We start from the raw sequence: 16,944 nt of genomic DNA, 5'->3' as shown, positions 1-16,944 counted from the left end.
GACGGCCTCATTCCGCGACGGCGGTGAAGCGGTGGACGACGCCGTCGTCCTCCCAGGTGTCGCCGGGCTCGGACAGGTCGACCTCGACGCCGGACGGTTCCAGTGCCGCCCGGACCTGCTGGGTCACGGGCTCGGTGACGAAGTTGTGGTGGAGGTCCAGCCAGGTCAGGTGGGTGAGCGGCTGGCCGCCGAGCAGCGCCGTCACGCCTTCGTCGGTGAGCACGCCGAGGGACAGGTCGAGCGACTTCAGCTGGGCGACGACCGGGGCCCCGGCGACGGCGGCGGCTATCTCGTCCTGGATCTCGCTGTTGCGCAGGCCGAGATGGCGCAGCGCCGGGAAGCGTCCGCCGGCCAGGAGCGGCGCGAGGTCGGCGACCGTCGTGTCGCCGCCGTACTCCTCGACACCGAGCCACATTTCGAGGTACTCAAGCGCGGGGAGCTCGCTGGCGGCGACACCGCGCACGACTTCGCCGGGCAGGCCGCCGGCCTCGAAGCAGAGCGTGCGCAGGTGCTTGTGCCGGACCGCCGGGAAGCGCAGTCCGGTGCCGCCACGGATCCCGAACTCCTCCAGCAGCGGATAGGCATCGAGAACCGGCGTGACATCGGACTGCTCGATCCAGGAGATCTCCGCCTCTTCCATCTCCAGGTCCCCGATGAACACGGCCCGAAGTGCGGTCAGCCGGTCCCGCGCGTCCACGAGGCGCTGCACGATGCCGCTGGAGTCGTTGTCGTACGGCTCGCCCCATTGACCCACGACGATCGCGCGGACACCCGTGGGGTCCACGGAGTCGAGAAAGCGGTCCCACAGGTCACCGAACCCCTCCTCCGAGGAGTCCCCGTACGGTTCGACGGCCAGCCGCCAGGCCACGGCGCCCGCCTCCGGCAGCTCCCGGCCCGCGCCGGGCTCGGGGAAGTCGAAGGCCGGGAGGCCGTGAAGTTCCTGCAGATGCTCGACGTGGGACATGGTCGCGGGTCTCCTGAGGTGGACGGGCGCTGCTCGTGCGGAGAGTTCTACCAAGTCGCTCTGACAACACCGTCGACGGGCCGTGCGGGCCCCGGTCCGAGGGGCGTTGTCAGACCCCCGGCGTAGCGTCGTGGTCATCGGTCGGCGAGGCGCCGACGGCGGAGGGAGACATGCATGTACCGGCAGGGGGATGTCCTGATCGTGCCCATCGCGGAGGGGGCCGTGCCGCCGGGCACGGACCGGCTGCCGCGACAGCCGCGGGACGCGCGGGGGAGGCTCGTGCTGGCGCTGGGTGAGGTCACCGGGCACGCCCACGCGGTGGTCGGGCCAGGGACTTTGGTCCGGGAGTCCGGGCCGTTCGGCGCCTCCTACCTCCATCTCCCGGACGGTGGGCGGGTGGTGCACGAGGAGCACGCGGCGATACCGCTGGCCAAGGGCTGGTACCGGGTGGTGCGGCAGCGTGAGTACGTGCCTGGCGCGGTGCGCGTCGTGGCGGACTGAGGAAACGGGGGAGCGGCACGATGACGACGCAGATGCAGCCGGCGCAGGTGGACACGATGGTGCTGTGGCGCGGGGTGGTTGCGGCGACCGGCCCGGCGGACCGCGCGGCTGCCGAGGGCGGCGTGCGCCTGGCCTACCGGCTGGCGGGCCTGCCCGAGCCGGAGCGCATCGTCTGGGCGGGCTCGCCCCGCGAGGGCGCGGCACTGGCCGTACGGCTCTCGGCGGAGGGCACGGCCGGCCGAAGCGTCCGCGACGCGGTGCGCACCCGGCCGTGGGCCGCCGCGCGGGAGCGCGTCCTCGACCGGCTCGGGCCGATCGGCTGGGCCGAGCGCTGGGCCCTGACGGGCGCTCAGCTGTGGGACAGCACGGTCATGCTGACCGAGCGCATACGGACCGGCGTGGTCGAGGCCTTGGCCGGTGTGCCGGGAGATGAGCAGGCTGTCCGGCTGGTGCTGCTCGACGCGGTCCTGGGGCAGCATGACGCGGCGTGGCTGGCAGCCTTCGACGGCCAGGACGGCGGGGAGGAGCTCGACGGCATCGCCACGGTCGCCCGCGCCGCAGGCTGGTGGTGGCCGTACGAGAAGACCGCGGTCGTCTGCGAACGCCCCGTGGAGCTGCACCGGGACGAGGCGGGCCGGCTCGACCGCGGGGACGGACCGGCGCTCGCCTTCCCCGACGGATTCGCGATGCACGCCTGGCGCGGCATGCCGGTCCCCGCCGAATTCCTCGACGGACTCGCGGGGCTGACCCCGCAGCGGATCCGTGAGGAGGAGAACGCCGAGCTGCGCCGCGTCATGCTGGAGCACTACGGCTACGAGTGCTACCTGGAGGAGTCCGGAGCCGAGCCCGTGCAGCGGGACGACGCAGGTGTGCTGTGGCGTATCGCACTGGCGGGGGACGAGCCACTGGTGATGGTCGAAGTGCTCAACTCCACCCCGGAGCCCGACGGCACCCACCGCACGTACTGGCTACGAGTGCCGCCACGGACCAGGACCGCCCGGGAGGGTGTCGCCTGGACCTTCGGACTGGATGAGGCCGACTACACACCGGAAAGGGAGACCTGAGCCGAGTCCAGCGTGCCCGCGTCGATGAGAGCGCGGCCGCCCTCGGCTGTGCAGGCGCGGGCACCCGGGCGGCATCGGGGCGGCGCCGGGGTGGCATCGGGGCGGCGCCGAGGCAGGCGCAGTCGGCGAGGCCGAGACGTGCATGGGCGTCACCCGCACCGGCGGGGTCGATCACTGGAGCGGGCGGAGCGCTGACCGAGAGCGGATGCGGGAGTTGGTGGCCGTCCCCGCCAAGGAGTACCCCCGCTTCGCGGCGGCGCTCGCGCTCATCGCGGTGCTGCCACCGGACGAGGTCACCGCCCTGCTCGACCAACGTCGGGGGGACCTGGAGAAGCAGGTCGTGGAGTTGCAAGGCCGCCTCTCGAAGACGGACATCGACCCGCTGTGGCTCATCGAGCACGAGTACCGCCTCGGCCAGACCGAGGCGGAACTGCGGTTCCTCAAGCGGTTCCGGCACCTGGTCACAGAGGGTGGTCCCGAGTTCGGTGCGTTCTGGCGGAGGTTGCACGCCAACTGATCAGAGTGACGTCACGCCCCCGGGTCGCCTCGTAGGAGGTGGCCCGTCTTGCTGTAGCGGGCCGTGATACCGCCGGTAGTTCTTCAGCCCGTTGGAAGCCGCGGGATGTAGTTGTGGGGTCGGTCGATCTGCCGGTCGAAGCCCCGGCGGCGACTGCCGCGCCAACGGGTGGCCTTGCTGGTCGGCACGTTCGACGAGGGTGCGCGCGGGCGCGGGGCGAAGCAGGTGGGCGCGAAAGCCGCAGGAGCTTCACGCTTGGTCTCCCCACCAACCTTTCTCAACCCAAGCGGGTTGGAACACGCTGATGGTCCACATGAGGGGATTCTTTGCTGGGCGGAAGGGGGCAGACGGGGGCGGACGAAGCGTTTCCGGGGCGCTTACCGGGCTTTGTGAGTCAGCGTCAAGTCCTGATGGGGCTTTGCGGGTTGACCTGAGTGAATCGCTCCGCTCTTTTATGTGGAAGCACGGATACCGCCAAGGGCACCGGTCGCAGCGTCACGAACAACAGAAAGGCCAGCAGCTTGAGTTACGGGGGACAGAATCCGCACCAGCGGTCGCATCAGCCCAATTGCTCTCATCCGCCCAACAGTCCTCATCCGCCCGGCTGCCCTCATCTGCCCCCCTCCCTGTGGCGACAGCTGCATGACGACGAATGGCCGACCCTGAGGGAGGTGATGCGACGGCGGAGGGGCGGCTGCTTGGGACTGCTCCTGTTCTGCCTGTGGCCCATGACGGTGGGGTTCATGGTGTGCTATCCGCTGGCCCGCTGGGCCCGCAAGAGGGCGCGCACGGTCTTCCCTTCGCAGGGTCACCGCCGGATCCCGGACCCCGGCGTGCTGCGCGTGCAGAAGACGCGGGCCTGGATCGCGACTGCCATCTCCGCTGGGATCCTCGTCGTGTACGGCAAGCCCGGGGACATGGATCAGGCGCAGGAGCTGTTCATCATGCGCCTGGCGTTCACCCCCTGGCTGCTGCTCCTCAGTGCGCCCCTGGTCGTCTGGCTGCTCTACTGCTGGGCGTCGGCGGACAGGAGACGAACCATGCGGCCCTACGTGCGTACTGCCGGGCGGTCGGCCCTGATGTATTTCGGTGCCTTCTCGGCGCTGCCACTGTTCTTCCTGGCCTTCAACTTCGCCGAGGACGTCGTACAGCCTCCCGCGCTGGCCTGGGTCCAGTTCGGGCTGCTCCTGCCGGCGCTCTGGCTGCTGTTCTTCGTGGTGTTCGCCACCGGCCCCGCCGTTCGCAGCGCCTTCAACACGGCGGACGTGCATGCGGCGCTCCCCGCGCTGCTCACCGGCGTCCTTGTGTGGGAGTTCGCGGTCATCAGCGTGGCCGCGGGAGGGCTGCCGCCCGGTCCGCCGACGGTCCAGTTCGGCGCCGTGCTCGGCGGCCCGGCCTCGGTGACGGCGGTGGCATGGTGGGAGATCCGGCGCCTGCGCCACCGCTACGGTGTGACGCTGCGCGGCTGAGACACGCGGCCGTGCGCCGCCTGAGGGCGACTCTGCTGGACCTGGCGCACGCCACGCCGCGCGACGGCCGTGAGCACACACGCGAGTTCGACACCTTCACCCTTGGTCTGCAGGTGTGGGCGGACGACGGTCACGAGACCTACCTCGCCGTCCGGATCACCGGCTCCGTACCGCCGAACCTGACCGTGCTGATCCTGCGCAACGTCCCCGGCTGCGAGACTGAGGGCTGGTAGCCGGAGTACGCCCTGGCTGAGCGGGACCTGCTCCCGGCCCGAACAGGAGTGGTCCAACCTCATGGACCCACGCACGGCTGCCCAGGTGCTGGACGAGGAGCGATAGTCAGGCATCCGTCGGCTCGAACCGCAACTCCGATGTCGGGGTGTGTGTCCACGCTCGTGGACAGTCAAGGCGCTTGGCCTGATAGCGATGTGCATAGGTCGGGAAAAGAAAGAGACCAGCGTTTCCGCTGGTCAAGTGATGTGAGCGCCCCCGGCAGGACTCGAACCTGCGGCCAAGCGCTTAGAAGATGCGGGCACACCCCCGCAGCCTGGCCCGGCGGGCCGTGCCACTTCCGCGACAGGCTGCCGAATGCCGTCGTCGTCCGTGCTCGTTGCCGTCAGCGCTGCCGTCGGCTGTACGTCCGCGGCCCGCGGGTCAAGCCCTCTGACGTCAAGTGGCTTCTGTCTCCTCGCTATAGCGTGTGGCTATGTCCGCGTTCATACAACAGCTCCCCGCCTTGATGGGCGTGGTAATCGGCGCCCTCGGATCGTACTTGGTGGTTATGCGCGGTGATCAAGCCCGCTTCCGTCGCGAGCAGGCGGCCCGATGGGAGGAAAGGCGGCTGACGGCCTACGCCAACTACGCCCGGTCGCTGAAGAAGACTGTCACTCTGACCTACCGGATCGCGGCGCACCTCGGCAACGACCCTCACCCGCACCCCTTGTCACCTGAGGAGGCAGCGCCTCATTTGGCCGATGCCACTGATGACCGGGATCCGGCAGGGGAAGCACTGTTGATGCTCGGCAGTCCGGACGTGGTGGAGAAAGCCCGCGAATGGGTTGTCACGGTCATGGACATGGAGGGATTCCTGCGCGACGGGACCCATAGCCCAGAAACGTGGTCAGCCATGCTTGAGCGCCAGCGCGCCGCGCGTGAAGGGTATTACGCGGCCGTCCGGCGCGACCTGGCGCTCCCACCCGGCCATTCCGGGCAATGGCGGCTCGCGCCGACGCAGAATCCCTGATCAGGGACTGATATGACGGTCTGGAGCTGTCGCGCTCAGGGATTCGAGCCTGAGTATCACGTGGCTCGGCCGGCCTCGCCGTCATGCTCATCAGTCACCCAGCCTCACCAATGAAATGACCTCTAACGGTTGATTGGGATCTCGTAGACGATCTCGCAGTGAGCGGCGGGCACCACGATGTCCGCCGTCTCCACGGGCCGTCCCTGGTCGCTGTAGTACGTCCGGCGGATGTGCGTGACCAGAGCGGCCTTCTGGATGCCGAGAAGTGACGCCTCCTCGGCGGTCGCTTGCCGTGGCTCGGGCTGCTCCACGGCGTGGCTGACGGTGATGCCGATTGCGGCCATCCGGTTCACGACGCCCGCTCCGGCGTGCGGCGCTCCTTCGGGCAGGACGACGAGGGTGCCGGCGGTCGATCTGGTGCGCTTGTGGTGCGCGCCGTCGTCGTCCATTACTCGGTGGTGCCTATCGCTTCTGCGCTCGGTAGCGCTTCATTAGCGCGGTGATCCGAGCTGGGTCCGCCTGACCATTGAGCTCGGCCAAGAGATCGTCAGGGCACAACTCGTAGAGATCGCCCCACCATCGACGGCCTCGGTTGTCCCAGATGCGGTAGCCGCCCGGCACCCCTCTGGCCACATAGCGTCTCCTGCTCACCATCCCCTGCTCCCCGCACAGCTCGCGCCGTTGTTCAACCTCGTCCCCAGCGCAGACCATACGGAGGCGGGGGCCGTCCGGCGAGGCAATATGCGACAGTCGGCCAGCACGCTTTCCAGCTCCGCCTGACTATTGAGCTCGGCCAAGAGGTCGTCAGGGCTCAACTCGTAGAGCTTCTGCGCTCGGTAGCGCTTCATTAGCGCGGTGATCCGAGCTGGGTCGTCCTGGGAATCCCACCGACTCGGGCCAACCGATCACCAGGGAGTGAGTGAGTCGACCACCCAGGAGCTGCAGCGAGGGGACATGGTGTTATGAACGGCTTCGACTTCGTGAAGTCCAGTTGCAGTACCGGCAGCGGTGAGTGTGTCGAGGTCGCCCGCAACATCAGGGGAGTTGTCGCCGTCCGCGACTCCGAGACCGCCCCGACCCGGGCCACGGCCCCATACTCCGCCTTTCCCCGGCCAGCTGGACCCACTTTGCCAACTCCCTGCGCCGCACCTGAAAGGCGGGTCGGCCGCCTCCCCGTAACCATCGCCCTCTCTGCACAGACGGTTCACGGCGTGACCGTGTCATGACCCCAACGAGGTGATTGCATGCTGGTCCAAGATCATCGAGCTTCTGAAACGAGGCCTTCGTGCGTCTGCACCGCATCGCCGTCCCCTTCGCCGCCGTCACGGCCGCGCTCTCCCTTACCCCCCTCACGGCCCAGGCCGCGCCCGCGGCCGGCCAGGACGTCCCGGCGGGAGTCACCGTGGCCGCCGAGAAGCACACCGACCGGGAGATCCGCGCCTACTGGACCCCGGAGCGCCTGCGGGCCGCCGCGGCCAACCCGGTGAAGTTGCCCGACTTGAAGAAGCGGCCCCCCGCCGCCGCGGACACCACGGCCGAGGACACCAGGCCCGTGGCGGACTCGGCCGGCCTCTCTGCCCCCGCGGTCAAGCCGGTGAACGGCACGTTCGCCACCAGCAGCACCTCCACCACGGCGGCCACCGAGATAGCCGTCTCGCAGGAGGTCCCGTACACCACGGCGCCCCAGTACTCCCTGGTGGGCCGACTGTTCTTCAACCAGCCCGACGGCTCAGCCCACTCCTGCTCGGCAGCGGTCATCGTCTCCAACAACCGGAACACGCTGTGGACGGCAGGCCACTGCGTCCACATGGGCGACGGCACCGGCACCGCCGGGTTCAACGACATGACGGCGTTCATCCCCGGCTACCGCGACGGCAGCGGCCCCTACGGGGCCTGGACCATCAAGTCCAAGGTCGTCAACGACGAGTGGATGGACAGCGGCGACCTCGAGGACGCCGACTACGCCGCCTTGGTCCTCAACGACCACCCCACCTGGGGCAAGCTCCAGGACAACGTGGGCGCCTTCGGCTACACCTTCACCGAGAACCTCACCGACCACGCCGAGGTGTACGCGGCGGGCTACCCCGGCAAGGGCTACAACCGCACCGACCTCACCGGCGAGCGGATGATGTACTGCGTCGGCAACACCGTGGACGGCAGTCCCTGGGACCCGTTCGACGACCGCATGGAGATGGACTGCGACATGGGTGAGGGGTCGTCCGGCGGCCCGTGGGTCGAGAACAAGAACACCAGCGACCCGCGCATCATCGGCGCCATCAGCCACCACGAAGCCGACGGCTCCGGCAACCGCCTCAACGACAACCAGTATTCCTCGGAGCACGACTCGAAGGCCGGCAACACGATGAGCACCGCGAACGGCATCAGCTGAACCAACTGGACCCGCCGAGTCAGTAGAACCAGCTGACCCGGGACGGGCGGAGGGGCCCGCGTCGGTGCGGGCCCTTTGTCATGTCACTCCGGCTCGGCGTGCTTGCCCAGCTCCTTGCCCCACTCGTCAAGGATCTCCTGCGTCGTCATCGAGTCCACGTCCTCGGGCAGTTGCTTGCCGGACTTCGCCAGGTCCGCCTTCCACATCTCGATGTAGTCCGCACGGCTCTTCGGCTGTTGCGTGTGCACGGAAACGGACGTGTCCTCGGCGAAGGCGGCGTACGCGGCGGCGCCGGCTCCCGCGCACACGGCGGCCAGCAGCACGCCTGTCATCAGGGTCTTCTTCGTCACTCGGGCAGGCTATCGACCTGACCGGACCCGGACGGTCCGCCTTCTCCACCCTCCCACGCAACCCCCTCCGAATCCACTGAGCCCAAGCGTGGACAACGTGGCTCCAGCGGCGACCGCACCGCGATCAACCTCCGTGTCTCCTCCTCTGATCTGCATGTGGCGGGCTGTGTCGAGGCGGGTGGAGTACGCGTGCCGGGAGGGGCGCGGGTTGAGAGTGGCGCCTCCAAATGTTCAGAGGCACGGTAGACGTGCGGACGGCCACTACATCCTGGTAGTGGTACTCATTCGCCTGCTCCTTCGACCTGCCTGAACCGAGGTCGAGTTGGCAGATGCGGATGGCTGGCTGGTCGCGGGTGTGGCAGATCACCATGAACTCGTAGCGCGAGTATCGCTTGCGGCTGCGGCGAGCGAGCCGCAGTGAGCGTTCACCAGGTCCGCTACGACACCCCGGTGCAGCAGGGGTGGCCGATCGCGACCGGCTCGCCCGAGGGCGTCACCTGCCGACACCTCGTGGGCAACCGCAGGGACATCACCGGCGCCCGCTGGGGCCTCGACAGCGCCGAAGCCGTCCTCGAACTCCGCGCCGTCCACGCCGGCGACGACCTCGACGCCTACCTGGCCTACCACCACACCCGAGAGCACCAGCGCACCGACAAGGCGCCGAAGTCTGCTGCTGGAGTGCGCACTGTCTCCTTCCCGGCCGAGCTGCTCGACGAGGTCACGCACCACCTGGAGCAGTTCGCCGCTCCTGGTCGTGACGGTCACGTCTTCGTCAGGCCGCAGGGCGGACAGCTCCGGCGGAGCAACTTCCGGGACGACTGGGTCAAGGCTCGAAACGCTGCTGGTGTCACGGCCGAGCTGCACTTCCACGACCTTCGGCATACGGGCAACACGCTGGCCGCCACGGCTGGGGCCAGCACCCGTGAGCTGATGACCCGCATGGGTCACAGCAGCTCGCGCGCGGCCCCGATCTATCAGCACATGACCAGCGACCGTGACCAGGCCATCGCCGACCGGCTCGGCGCATTGATCCGTGGCGGTGGGGGAGGGGCCTCCGGCTCCTCCGGAGAGGGCGCCGACGGGACGTAGTGGCACGCGTGTGGCACGGCGTCGAACACGACGAACGGCCAGATTGGGAGGAAACCCCTCCTGAGCTGGCCCTTGTTGCTGTGCCCCCGGCAGGATTCGAACCTGCGACACCCGCCTTCAGGAGTTCGATCCGAGTCCGCTCTGGCTGCTGCCGTCGACTGGTGCGACAGCGCGAGCTCAAGTAGCCCCACGATCGGCTGGCATCTCCTAGCACGTAATGTGCCTTAACTATTAGCACCTATTACATGTGGAGGGCGTATGGATACCGAGATCGTGCGGGCCTGGGTCGAAGGCTGGGCCACCTCGCGCGGGGCCGCCCCTCCAGTGGAAGAGCCCTGGGGATTCACAGTCGACGTCGGACTACCCAAGCAGGTAACCCGACACGTCTTACCCAACGCCGACGAGACGCTCATCCGCAGGCTCGTGAAGACGACCACAGCGCCTGGCACCTGGCTCAAGGTACTCACGACCTCGAAGACCATTTCCCCCTGGCTCACACCAGCATGGACTTTTGACGCCCCCGGCTTCCTGATGTCGACAACCCTGCACCCGTCCGCGACGGACCTCCCTGTCGGCTACCAACTGCGCACGTGGAGCCGAGGCGATGTCACCCGCGCCCTCATCCGCGACATGGACGGCGCCTTTGCCGCTCACGGCCAGGTCGCCAGCTCTTCCCGCACCAGCTCAGTCGTGTTTGACCAGATAGAGACCGCACCTGATCACCGTCGCCAAGGCCTGGGACGGGCGGTCATGCACACCTTGGCCAACGCAGCGATCGCGGCGGGCGCCCGGGCTGGGGTGCTCGCCGCAACGATTGAGGGGCAGGGCCTTTACGCGTCGCTTGGCTGGACCATGCACGCGCCAGTCACCAGCGTCTTCCTCACGTCATCCGACGCCGGACGATAAACCACAAGTGCAAGGCCTGAGCCGGTTCTGTTGAGGGTGGAAGCAGACCAGCCCCATGGAGTCTGCGAGGGCCGCCGCATGGGTGGAGGCCTCCTCAGCCATGCTCCACCGCATCGGGAAGTAAATGGGGTCCGCTTGTCTCTCCGAGCAACGGCCCCGTCGACCAGGGGGAGGTGTCCTCCACGTCTCGGTCATGGATGTCACCTATTGACCTCAACTGCGCTTCACGTTTTACGGTCCAGGCATGACGATCACGGAGTACTCGCGGGACCAGCTTGCCGCCCAGCCCCTCGGCTACTGGAGCGGGGTCGCAAACGAGATCGTAGTTGGCAGCATCCGTGCCGCCCTCGCGGAGGAAGGGCTCACACAGCCGCACTGGTGGATCCTCAACCACGTCGCCGGCGCCCCCGAGCAGTGGACCCGCGTCTCCCTCACTGCCAAGCTCTCCCCCTTTGACCGCCAAGACACCGACTTCGAGGCCGTCTACGCCGACCTCGCCTCCCGGGGCTGGACTTCGGAGCTCAACGGCCGCCTCACACTCACCGACGCTGGCGAAGAGGGACGTCAGCGCGCGAGGGCCCGCACCCTCAAGGTCCACGAGCAGATGCACAACGGCGTGGAGACCGCCGACTATGTCACCACCCTGAACGTGCTCCGGCGGATGATCGCCAACCTCGGAGGCAATAGCGAGCTTCCGTAGCTGCTGATCGGTTGTGCCCATCCGTAGCTGCGCAACCCCACCTACGGAGATCCGTAGGTGGCCTTTTGCCTGGTGCCTCCGGCAGGATTCGAACCTGCGACACCCGCTTTAGGAGCGAGGCTGGGGTGCCTTGCCAGTGACCTGCGGCTTTGTTGGTCGAGCTGGCGGGCACGAATGCGCCCGCCAGCCACCCTTGTTCACCGCGGCTGACCCCTGCATCTGGCACGGCTGTGGCACGGGCCTGACCGGCATCGTGCTGCGTGCCGACCTTCTGATCCGTAGCTCTATGTGGATCGGCCGGTGGCGGTCATGGCGGTTGCGCTATGGCCCTACGAGGACGCTACAGGGCGTAGCAGGTTGCTGGGGTTGCGGTACTCCGTTGCTGTACCGCTACTGACCAGCAAGGTGAGGAAGGCAGCGGCATCGGCGAACGCACCGACGACTTCCCCACACTGCGCTGACAGGAGAACGACGACGACGATCACGGTAACGTTCCACGGTCGGGAACTCAGGGGTCTCGGGTCTGAGCCGAAGCAACGGCAGAGTGCGACACTCATACGGATACCTCTCCACTGGGGTGTCCAGGCCTGCCGCAACGCTCATGGTTTGCAGCCCAACGGGTCGCTGCGGCAGGCCTCTTGCCTGCGCAACATACTCAAGCCGTCAGCCAACGCCGCCCAAACCGATGGAATTGCCCTCCCAGGTGCCCTACAGCGACGAAACAGCAGATCAGGCTGGCTCCTGACGTCCTCGACGGAGCATCGCCGCTAACTGCTCCACCTGCTGCCCGATGAGCAAAGTGCAGGTCAGGCATGATCTGGACTCAACGCGATTTGGGCTCGGCAGCGAAGAACGAGCAGCTTTGGAGAGTTTCGGCGTGTCGCAGATGCCATCCAAGACGCACGCTTTCCAACTGTGGTGGTAGCCCCGAGGGCTTCGGACGGGACCGTTCACCTGCGTTCACGGGCGGCCGGTCGTCTGAACGGCTGGAGCCTCCGGTCTCGTCTGAAACGGCCGCGAACGGCGCTGAATGAGACGGAAACTGAGACGGGCGGCCATCACGGGTTCCCTGGTCACGGACCTGGGAGTGAAGCCGGTCCCGCCAGGTCGGCTTGTCAGGCCGCTCCCGTACCCAGTGCACGTGGACAGCGCGGCGCGCCACAGCGCGGATTGCCGCCTCCCTTTCCGCCGTGCTCTCTCCTCCCTGGGCTCGTGAGTTGCCTCGGCCATGGTCGGGCGCGTGGAAGGCGCTGTACAGCACACCCTCTGACTGCGCTTCCCGCGGTTCCCCGCGCGATCTGGCACGCGGTCTGTCCCCACAGCCTCAGTGCCGACGGTAAGGATGTTCCAGTCGAGGGAGGGTTCGCCGGACACCGGTTGGCGAGGACCTTCGTGCCGACGCTCAACGTGGCGATGTGGTGCGCCTGCGCAGCCGGGACTCCGCGTCCTGTCCGGTCAGCTGTCCGGCGAAATCATCACGTCCCGTTCGGAGCGCCCGTTTGCCGCTCCGCGTGCCTGCCAGCCCAGTCCTTTAACCCATCTGACCTGCGCGTCAGCCCAACTCTGCTGAGTCCGACGAACCCATCCAAGCACGCCTGGCGGCCATCGCCCTCGCTTGGGCGGACGGTACCTACCGCGCATCAATGACCACAATGGATGAAAATGGTCGAAACATATGCCAAAACCGCGGAGGCGTGGCGATGCGCGGCAACGCCGAGAACGACGAGGGCTCCGTCGAGGACTACGACGACGAACACGGTGACGAACTCGACGCTGAGGACAGTGACGAGTACGCCAATCCCGAGGCTTACGACGAGGAGTCGGCATCGTTCGAAGAGGAGCCGGCGTCCTACGACGAGGAGGACGCAGCCGGTGCGAGCCCTGACGTCTTCCTCGACGTTCCGATCCTGAAGGTCGACGAGATCGACCTGGACGTCGAGGATCTGCGGGCGCATGTCTCGCTGCAGGCCGAGGTGCTGGATCTGCTCAAACTGAATGTGGGCGCCGACGTCACGCTCGGCCGGGTGCACCTGGGCATCTCGGGTGTCGAGGCACAGGCCCAGCTCAAGGTGCGTCTCCACCACGTCGCGAAGATCATCGACAGAGTGCTCACCACTCTCGACCGCAACCCGGAGATCCTGCACGAGCTGGCGCGTGGAATCGGGTCCGCCGTACAAGATGTCGGCGGCGGAGCCCGTCAGGCCGTGGGAGAGCTGGGTACGGGTGCCGGAAGGGCCGTACAGGATGTCGGTCAGGGAGCCGGGAGGGCCGTTCAGGACGTGGGGCAGGGCGCCAGGGCTGCTGTCCAGGACGTGGGCCGGGGCGTCGGCTCCGTGGCGCAGGATGTCGGTCAGGGAGCCGGGAGGGCCGTTCAGGACGTGGGCGGTGGTGCCGGGCGCGCGGTGCAGGATGTCGGCCATGAGACGAGCCGGACCGTCGGAAGCGCCGGCGAGGCGGTGGGCAGCACCGCCGGGAGCGTGGCCGGACAGGCCGCAGGTGTGACGGAAGCGGCAGGCGACACGGTACAGGGCGGCGGCCACGCCGTTGCGGACGCTGCTGAGACGGCGAACGCCACCGCTGAACGGACCGAGCCGGCCGAGCCGCGTGCGGCGCGCAAGGGCGCGGAGGGAGAGCGGGGCCGGGCCGGCCGGAGTCAAGGCGGCACCCGCACGCGCCGGGTGCGCGGAGAGGACGGGAAGCTGCCGCCACGATCCAGTCGCCCACGTACCGCCAGGGAGCCGGAGGAGCCGCCCTGAACGCGAGGGGCGGGAGCCGGGAGCCCGGTGGGGGACATCTTGTTCCGGTCGACGGTCCACGCCGAACGGCTCCGCTTCACGCAGGAACCCCAGACAGTCGTTCGCTTCCCCGGCACCGGGAAGCGAGAGTCGACGAGCCACAGCGACCGGACCCACCTACCGGACCCGGTCATCCCCGGTCAGGAATACCAGGACGTCACCGTCGCCTACCACCTTGCGACCCGGCTCACCAGGGAACCGGAGGCCGGGCGGAGCGGTGACGACGACATGGACGGGTGATTCGCAGTGCCAACGGTCACGGAGTCGGCAACATGGTGATTTCCGCTTCGGGCGGGACCGGCCAGTGGTGGGACCAGAGTCGGAGGAGGTCCGGGAGCGGGTCTCCGCGGCGTCGGTGATGACTGGCCAGGGCGCGGGTCTGGTAGAGCCGACGCCATAACTCGTAGATCAGGACGGTTCTCCACACGGCGGCGGGCATTGAGGCGAGTGGCGGCCAAACAGTGCCGGATGGTGTGGACCGAGGGCCGCAAGAGCTGGCCGGGGATCAGCCGGCGGCCTCGCTCTCGTCGGTGCGAGAAGTCCGCGCTGATCTATCAGCACTCCGACGACGAACGGCAACGGGAGGTCGCCGCCGGTCTCGACGACCTTGCGCGCGCAGCGTGCGAAGCACCACAACGACGACCCTCCACGCCGACCCGCGCCCAACACGAGGAGGCTGACGAGAGCTAATGGTGCGGTTGTGCGCGCCCTTCGCACCGGTCTAGACAACAAAGAACCCCCGGGTGCTCGACCTGGGGGTTCACCTCATCCGCGCAGGCCTGGCCGGAGACGACCGCCGCGACATCCCCGCCACGGTCCGCGACCACCCCCGCGTCTTCGCCACCCTCACCGCCCCGTCCTTCGGCCCCGTCCACAACCGGCCCGACCGTGGCACCTGCCGCTGCGGCACCCGCCACGCCCCGGATGACCCGGCCCTCGGCACCGCACTCGAACCAGCCACGTACGACTACGCGGGCGCCGTCCTGTTCAACAACCACGCCGGGCAGTTGTGGCAACGCTTCACCAACCGGCTCCGCCGCGAGATCGCCGCCCGTGCGGGCCTGACCCAGCGGGAGTTGAAGGAGTCCGCCCGGCTGTCGTACGGCAAGGTCGCCGAGTTCCAAAAGCGCGGCGCTGTGCACTTCCACGCCGTGATCCGCATCGACGGCCCCGAGGGACCTGAGACCCTCGGTCTCTGTGCCCGCCGCTGGTGACCAGCCCGCCCGAACCTTCCGCTGGGGCACACAGCTCGACGTCCGCCCGGTCAAGGCCTTCGGTGACGGCTCCGACATCACCGAACAGGCCGTGGCCTCCTACGTCGCCAAGTACGCCACCAAAACCGCTGAGAACACCGGCACCCTCGACCGCCGCATCGGCGAACTCTCCGAACTCGACCGCCACCAGGTCCCCGACCACACCCGACGACTCATCAAGGCCTGCAAGGAACTCGACCCGCTCTACCCGAATCGGCGCCTGTGGGCCTGGGCTCACATGCTCGGCTTCCGCGGCCACTTCTCCTCCAAGTCCCGCCGCTACTCGACCACACTCGGCGAACTGCGCCAGGCCCGCGCCGACTTCCGCGCCGCGCAAGAGCGCGAAGCCCTCGGCCTGGACGACCGCGAGCCGGACACCGTCCTCGTCCTCGCCGACTGGCAGTACGCCGGACACGGCCACACCCCCGGCGAATCCGCCCTCGCCGCCACCATCGCCCGCGACCTACAGCTCAACCGCGAAACCGCCCGCGAAGCCCTACGCGACCAACTCGCCCAGGAAGGAGCCGCAGCATGACCACCGCCACCCCCGAGCTGCTGACCGTGCCCGAAGTCATGGCGCGGCTCAGGCTCGGCCGCTCCACGGTGTATGACCTGATCCGCTCCCGCCGACTGACCTCCATCACCGTCGGCCGTTCTCGCCGCATTCCCGCCGACGCCCTGCGCGACTTCATCGCCCGCGAGATCGACGGCCCTCCAGCGCCTCAATGGGGAGCTGACGCTGACCGCACCCAAGACGCGTCGCTCGGAGCGGCCCGTACCGCTCCCGGCCGTGTGCGTGGACGCTCTCCGCCGGCACCGCGAGTGCCAGGCCGAGGAGCGAGAGGCGGCGGGGAGCACTGGCAGGAAACCGGCCTGGTCTTCACCACCAGGCGGGGGACTCCGATCGAGCCCCGGAACCCGAACCGGCACTTCTACCCGATCCGCGAACGGCTGGGCCTCGAGGTCCGCTTCCACGACCTCCGGCACACCTGCGTCACCCTGCTGCTCGGCCTCGGCATCCCGCCGCACATCGTCCGCGACATCGTCGGGCACAGCGCGCAGGACGTGACCATGGACATATACGCGCACGCCGACATGACCGAGAAGCGGGCCGCTTTGGACAAGCTGGGCACGCTGCTGACCGTCGAATGACGTGACCGTTGCCGTCAGGGTTGCCGTCAGAGACGCGAACGCCCTGGAGGGGATGACCCCTCTGGGGCGTTTTTGCTGGTAGGAGTGGGCGCCCCCGGCAGGACTCGAACCTGCGGCCAAGCGCTTAGAAGAGGCTGGTGCGCTCTGGGGTAACCAGCGTTCTGACCTGCATAGTTTCGGTCACCTCTGGCGCCTCGGTGGTCGACGCCGACACGTATTCGACAGGCGCCACGATGGTGGGTCACGAGGTTGAGGTCGGCGGCACTATTCGTCGATCGGTCTGCCGAACTTGCCGTACCGCTTCGACGCGATCTCCTCCTCATCCCGTTGCCGCCACTCCAGTTCGTCTTCCTCCGTGACGCGTGGTGTGTAGCTGCCGATGCATTCCCCCTCTTCCAGGCTGTTCGCAACGGAGGCCAGCAGGGCGGGTAGAGACGACATCCTCGCCACCGGCTCGAAGTGGCTGACGTCGTCGTGCCAGGCGATGCCGATCCGCCCCTGCTTGGTGCAGTCACGTTGGTCGATGACCATCGAATCGCCGCATCCGTTCCA

At 68.2% G+C, this 16,944-nt stretch carries 18 protein-coding genes and 4 pseudogenes; 17 read left to right on the top strand and 5 right to left on the bottom strand.

Features of this window, described 5'->3' with window-relative positions; genetic code table 11:
- Positions 1-7: 7 nt before the first annotated feature.
- Entirely contained in the window at positions 8-964 is a 957-nt protein-coding gene (locus ACGFNK_RS03370; protein ID WP_393411424.1) for an STM4015 family protein, read from the bottom strand.
- 174 nt (positions 965-1,138) lie between these two features.
- On the opposite strand from ACGFNK_RS03370, the gene ACGFNK_RS03365 reads away from it, so the two are divergent.
- The 6 genes from ACGFNK_RS03365 to ACGFNK_RS03340 all read left to right on the top strand — a co-directional run bounded on the left by ACGFNK_RS03365 (position 1,139) and on the right by ACGFNK_RS03340 (position 5,758).
- On the top strand, positions 1,139-1,465 hold the full coding sequence (locus ACGFNK_RS03365) for a hypothetical protein (RefSeq protein ID WP_386352806.1): 327 nt from the start codon (positions 1,139-1,141) through the stop codon (positions 1,463-1,465).
- Positions 1,466-1,485: 20 nt separating this feature from the next.
- Positions 1,486-2,529 (top strand): DUF6745 domain-containing protein, encoded by a 1,044-nt coding sequence (locus tag ACGFNK_RS03360; protein WP_393411422.1) that lies wholly within the window; start codon positions 1,486-1,488, stop codon positions 2,527-2,529.
- 142 nt (positions 2,530-2,671) lie between these two features.
- The gene (locus tag ACGFNK_RS03355) at positions 2,672-3,046 is read left to right on the top strand and encodes a hypothetical protein (RefSeq protein ID WP_393411420.1); all 375 of its coding nucleotides are present in this window, start codon (positions 2,672-2,674) and stop codon (positions 3,044-3,046) included.
- Positions 3,047-3,744: 698 nt separating this feature from the next.
- Positions 3,745-4,515 (top strand): hypothetical protein, encoded by a 771-nt coding sequence (locus ACGFNK_RS03350; RefSeq protein ID WP_393411418.1) that lies wholly within the window; start codon positions 3,745-3,747, stop codon positions 4,513-4,515.
- A gap of 11 nt (positions 4,516-4,526) precedes the next feature.
- Complete coding sequence (locus tag ACGFNK_RS03345; RefSeq protein WP_393411416.1) at positions 4,527-4,748, top strand: hypothetical protein; 222 nt, start codon at positions 4,527-4,529, stop codon at positions 4,746-4,748.
- A gap of 473 nt (positions 4,749-5,221) precedes the next feature.
- Positions 5,222-5,758 carry a hypothetical protein gene (locus ACGFNK_RS03340; RefSeq protein ID WP_393411414.1) on the top strand — a complete coding sequence of 179 codons (537 nt, stop codon included), beginning with the start codon at positions 5,222-5,224 and terminating at the stop codon, positions 5,756-5,758.
- A 122-nt stretch (positions 5,759-5,880) separates the two neighbouring features.
- Here the strand turns inward: ACGFNK_RS03340 and ACGFNK_RS03335 are convergent.
- Both ACGFNK_RS03335 and ACGFNK_RS03330 read right to left on the bottom strand, forming a co-directional pair.
- Positions 5,881-6,168: pseudogene (locus tag ACGFNK_RS03335) on the bottom strand (UTRA domain-containing protein); the annotation flags it as partial.
- 52 nt (positions 6,169-6,220) lie between these two features.
- Entirely contained in the window at positions 6,221-6,409 is a 189-nt protein-coding gene (locus tag ACGFNK_RS03330; protein WP_328360327.1) for a hypothetical protein, read from the bottom strand.
- A 311-nt stretch (positions 6,410-6,720) separates the two neighbouring features.
- Here ACGFNK_RS03330 and ACGFNK_RS03325 point away from each other — a divergent pair, with 311 nt between their 5' ends.
- Together ACGFNK_RS03325 and ACGFNK_RS03320 are read left to right on the top strand one after the other, a co-directional pair.
- On the top strand, positions 6,721-6,984 hold the full coding sequence (locus ACGFNK_RS03325; RefSeq protein ID WP_393411413.1) for a DUF397 domain-containing protein: 264 nt from the start codon (positions 6,721-6,723) through the stop codon (positions 6,982-6,984).
- A 59-nt stretch (positions 6,985-7,043) separates the two neighbouring features.
- A complete protein-coding gene (locus ACGFNK_RS03320; RefSeq protein ID WP_393411412.1) occupies positions 7,044-8,147 on the top strand; it encodes a trypsin-like serine peptidase in 1,104 nt (367 codons plus the stop codon).
- Between the two features lie 83 nt (positions 8,148-8,230).
- Here ACGFNK_RS03320 and ACGFNK_RS03315 read toward each other — a convergent pair whose 3' ends face one another.
- Positions 8,231-8,497 carry a hypothetical protein gene (locus ACGFNK_RS03315; RefSeq protein WP_393411411.1) on the bottom strand — a complete coding sequence of 89 codons (267 nt, stop codon included), beginning with the start codon at positions 8,495-8,497 and terminating at the stop codon, positions 8,231-8,233.
- Between the two features lie 438 nt (positions 8,498-8,935).
- On the opposite strand from ACGFNK_RS03315, the pseudogene ACGFNK_RS03310 reads away from it, so the two are divergent.
- The 9 genes and pseudogenes from ACGFNK_RS03310 to ACGFNK_RS03270 all read left to right on the top strand — a co-directional run.
- Positions 8,936-9,145: pseudogene (locus tag ACGFNK_RS03310) on the top strand (ISKra4 family transposase); the annotation flags it as partial.
- A gap of 30 nt (positions 9,146-9,175) precedes the next feature.
- A complete protein-coding gene (locus ACGFNK_RS03305) occupies positions 9,176-9,586 on the top strand; it encodes a tyrosine-type recombinase/integrase (protein ID WP_393412146.1) in 411 nt (136 codons plus the stop codon).
- A gap of 258 nt (positions 9,587-9,844) precedes the next feature.
- A complete protein-coding gene (locus tag ACGFNK_RS03300) occupies positions 9,845-10,492 on the top strand; it encodes a GNAT family N-acetyltransferase (protein WP_393411409.1) in 648 nt (215 codons plus the stop codon).
- 244 nt (positions 10,493-10,736) lie between these two features.
- The gene (locus ACGFNK_RS03295; RefSeq protein WP_393411406.1) at positions 10,737-11,192 is read left to right on the top strand and encodes a MarR family transcriptional regulator; all 456 of its coding nucleotides are present in this window, start codon (positions 10,737-10,739) and stop codon (positions 11,190-11,192) included.
- Between the two features lie 1,700 nt (positions 11,193-12,892).
- Positions 12,893-13,948 carry a hypothetical protein gene (locus ACGFNK_RS03290; protein WP_393411404.1) on the top strand — a complete coding sequence of 352 codons (1,056 nt, stop codon included), beginning with the start codon at positions 12,893-12,895 and terminating at the stop codon, positions 13,946-13,948.
- A gap of 27 nt (positions 13,949-13,975) precedes the next feature.
- A complete protein-coding gene (locus ACGFNK_RS03285) occupies positions 13,976-14,227 on the top strand; it encodes a hypothetical protein (protein ID WP_393411402.1) in 252 nt (83 codons plus the stop codon).
- Between the two features lie 521 nt (positions 14,228-14,748).
- Positions 14,749-15,775, top strand: a pseudogene (locus ACGFNK_RS03280) (replication initiator); the annotation flags it as partial.
- A pseudogene (locus tag ACGFNK_RS03275) lies at positions 15,772-15,948 on the top strand (helix-turn-helix domain-containing protein); the annotation flags it as partial. The pseudogenes ACGFNK_RS03280 and ACGFNK_RS03275, both read left to right, overlap by 4 nt.
- Positions 15,949-16,032: 84 nt before the next feature.
- A complete protein-coding gene (locus ACGFNK_RS03270; RefSeq protein ID WP_393412144.1) occupies positions 16,033-16,392 on the top strand; it encodes a tyrosine-type recombinase/integrase in 360 nt (119 codons plus the stop codon).
- A gap of 264 nt (positions 16,393-16,656) precedes the next feature.
- Here the strand turns inward: ACGFNK_RS03270 and ACGFNK_RS03265 are convergent, their stop codons facing one another.
- Complete coding sequence (locus ACGFNK_RS03265) at positions 16,657-16,923, bottom strand: hypothetical protein (RefSeq protein ID WP_393411400.1); 267 nt, start codon at positions 16,921-16,923, stop codon at positions 16,657-16,659.
- Positions 16,924-16,944: the final 21 nt, after the last annotated feature.

This window comes from Streptomyces sp. NPDC048825, assembly GCF_043198355.1.
GTDB classification, from domain to species: domain Bacteria; phylum Actinomycetota; class Actinomycetes; order Streptomycetales; family Streptomycetaceae; genus Streptomyces; species Streptomyces xiangluensis.
The sequence above is the reverse complement of the archived record's forward strand: the minus strand, read 5'-3'. Positions and strand labels throughout refer to the sequence as shown.

Coding starts and splice junctions, on each gene's coding strand:
- ACGFNK_RS03370 (WP_393411424.1), bottom strand. CDS start 964: ATGTCCCACGTCGAGCATCTGCAGGAACTTCACGGCCTCCCGGCCTTC.
- ACGFNK_RS03365 (WP_386352806.1), top strand. CDS start 1,139: ATGTACCGGCAGGGGGATGTCCTGATCGTGCCCATCGCGGAGGGGGCC.
- ACGFNK_RS03360 (WP_393411422.1), top strand. CDS start 1,486: ATGACGACGCAGATGCAGCCGGCGCAGGTGGACACGATGGTGCTGTGG.
- ACGFNK_RS03355 (WP_393411420.1), top strand. CDS start 2,672: ATGGGCGTCACCCGCACCGGCGGGGTCGATCACTGGAGCGGGCGGAGC.
- ACGFNK_RS03340 (WP_393411414.1), top strand. CDS start 5,222: ATGTCCGCGTTCATACAACAGCTCCCCGCCTTGATGGGCGTGGTAATC.
- ACGFNK_RS03325 (WP_393411413.1), top strand. CDS start 6,721: ATGAACGGCTTCGACTTCGTGAAGTCCAGTTGCAGTACCGGCAGCGGT.
- ACGFNK_RS03300 (WP_393411409.1), top strand. CDS start 9,845: ATGGATACCGAGATCGTGCGGGCCTGGGTCGAAGGCTGGGCCACCTCG.
- ACGFNK_RS03295 (WP_393411406.1), top strand. CDS start 10,737: ATGACGATCACGGAGTACTCGCGGGACCAGCTTGCCGCCCAGCCCCTC.
- ACGFNK_RS03290 (WP_393411404.1), top strand. CDS start 12,893: ATGCGCGGCAACGCCGAGAACGACGAGGGCTCCGTCGAGGACTACGAC.
- ACGFNK_RS03265 (WP_393411400.1), bottom strand. CDS start 16,923: ATGGTCATCGACCAACGTGACTGCACCAAGCAGGGGCGGATCGGCATC.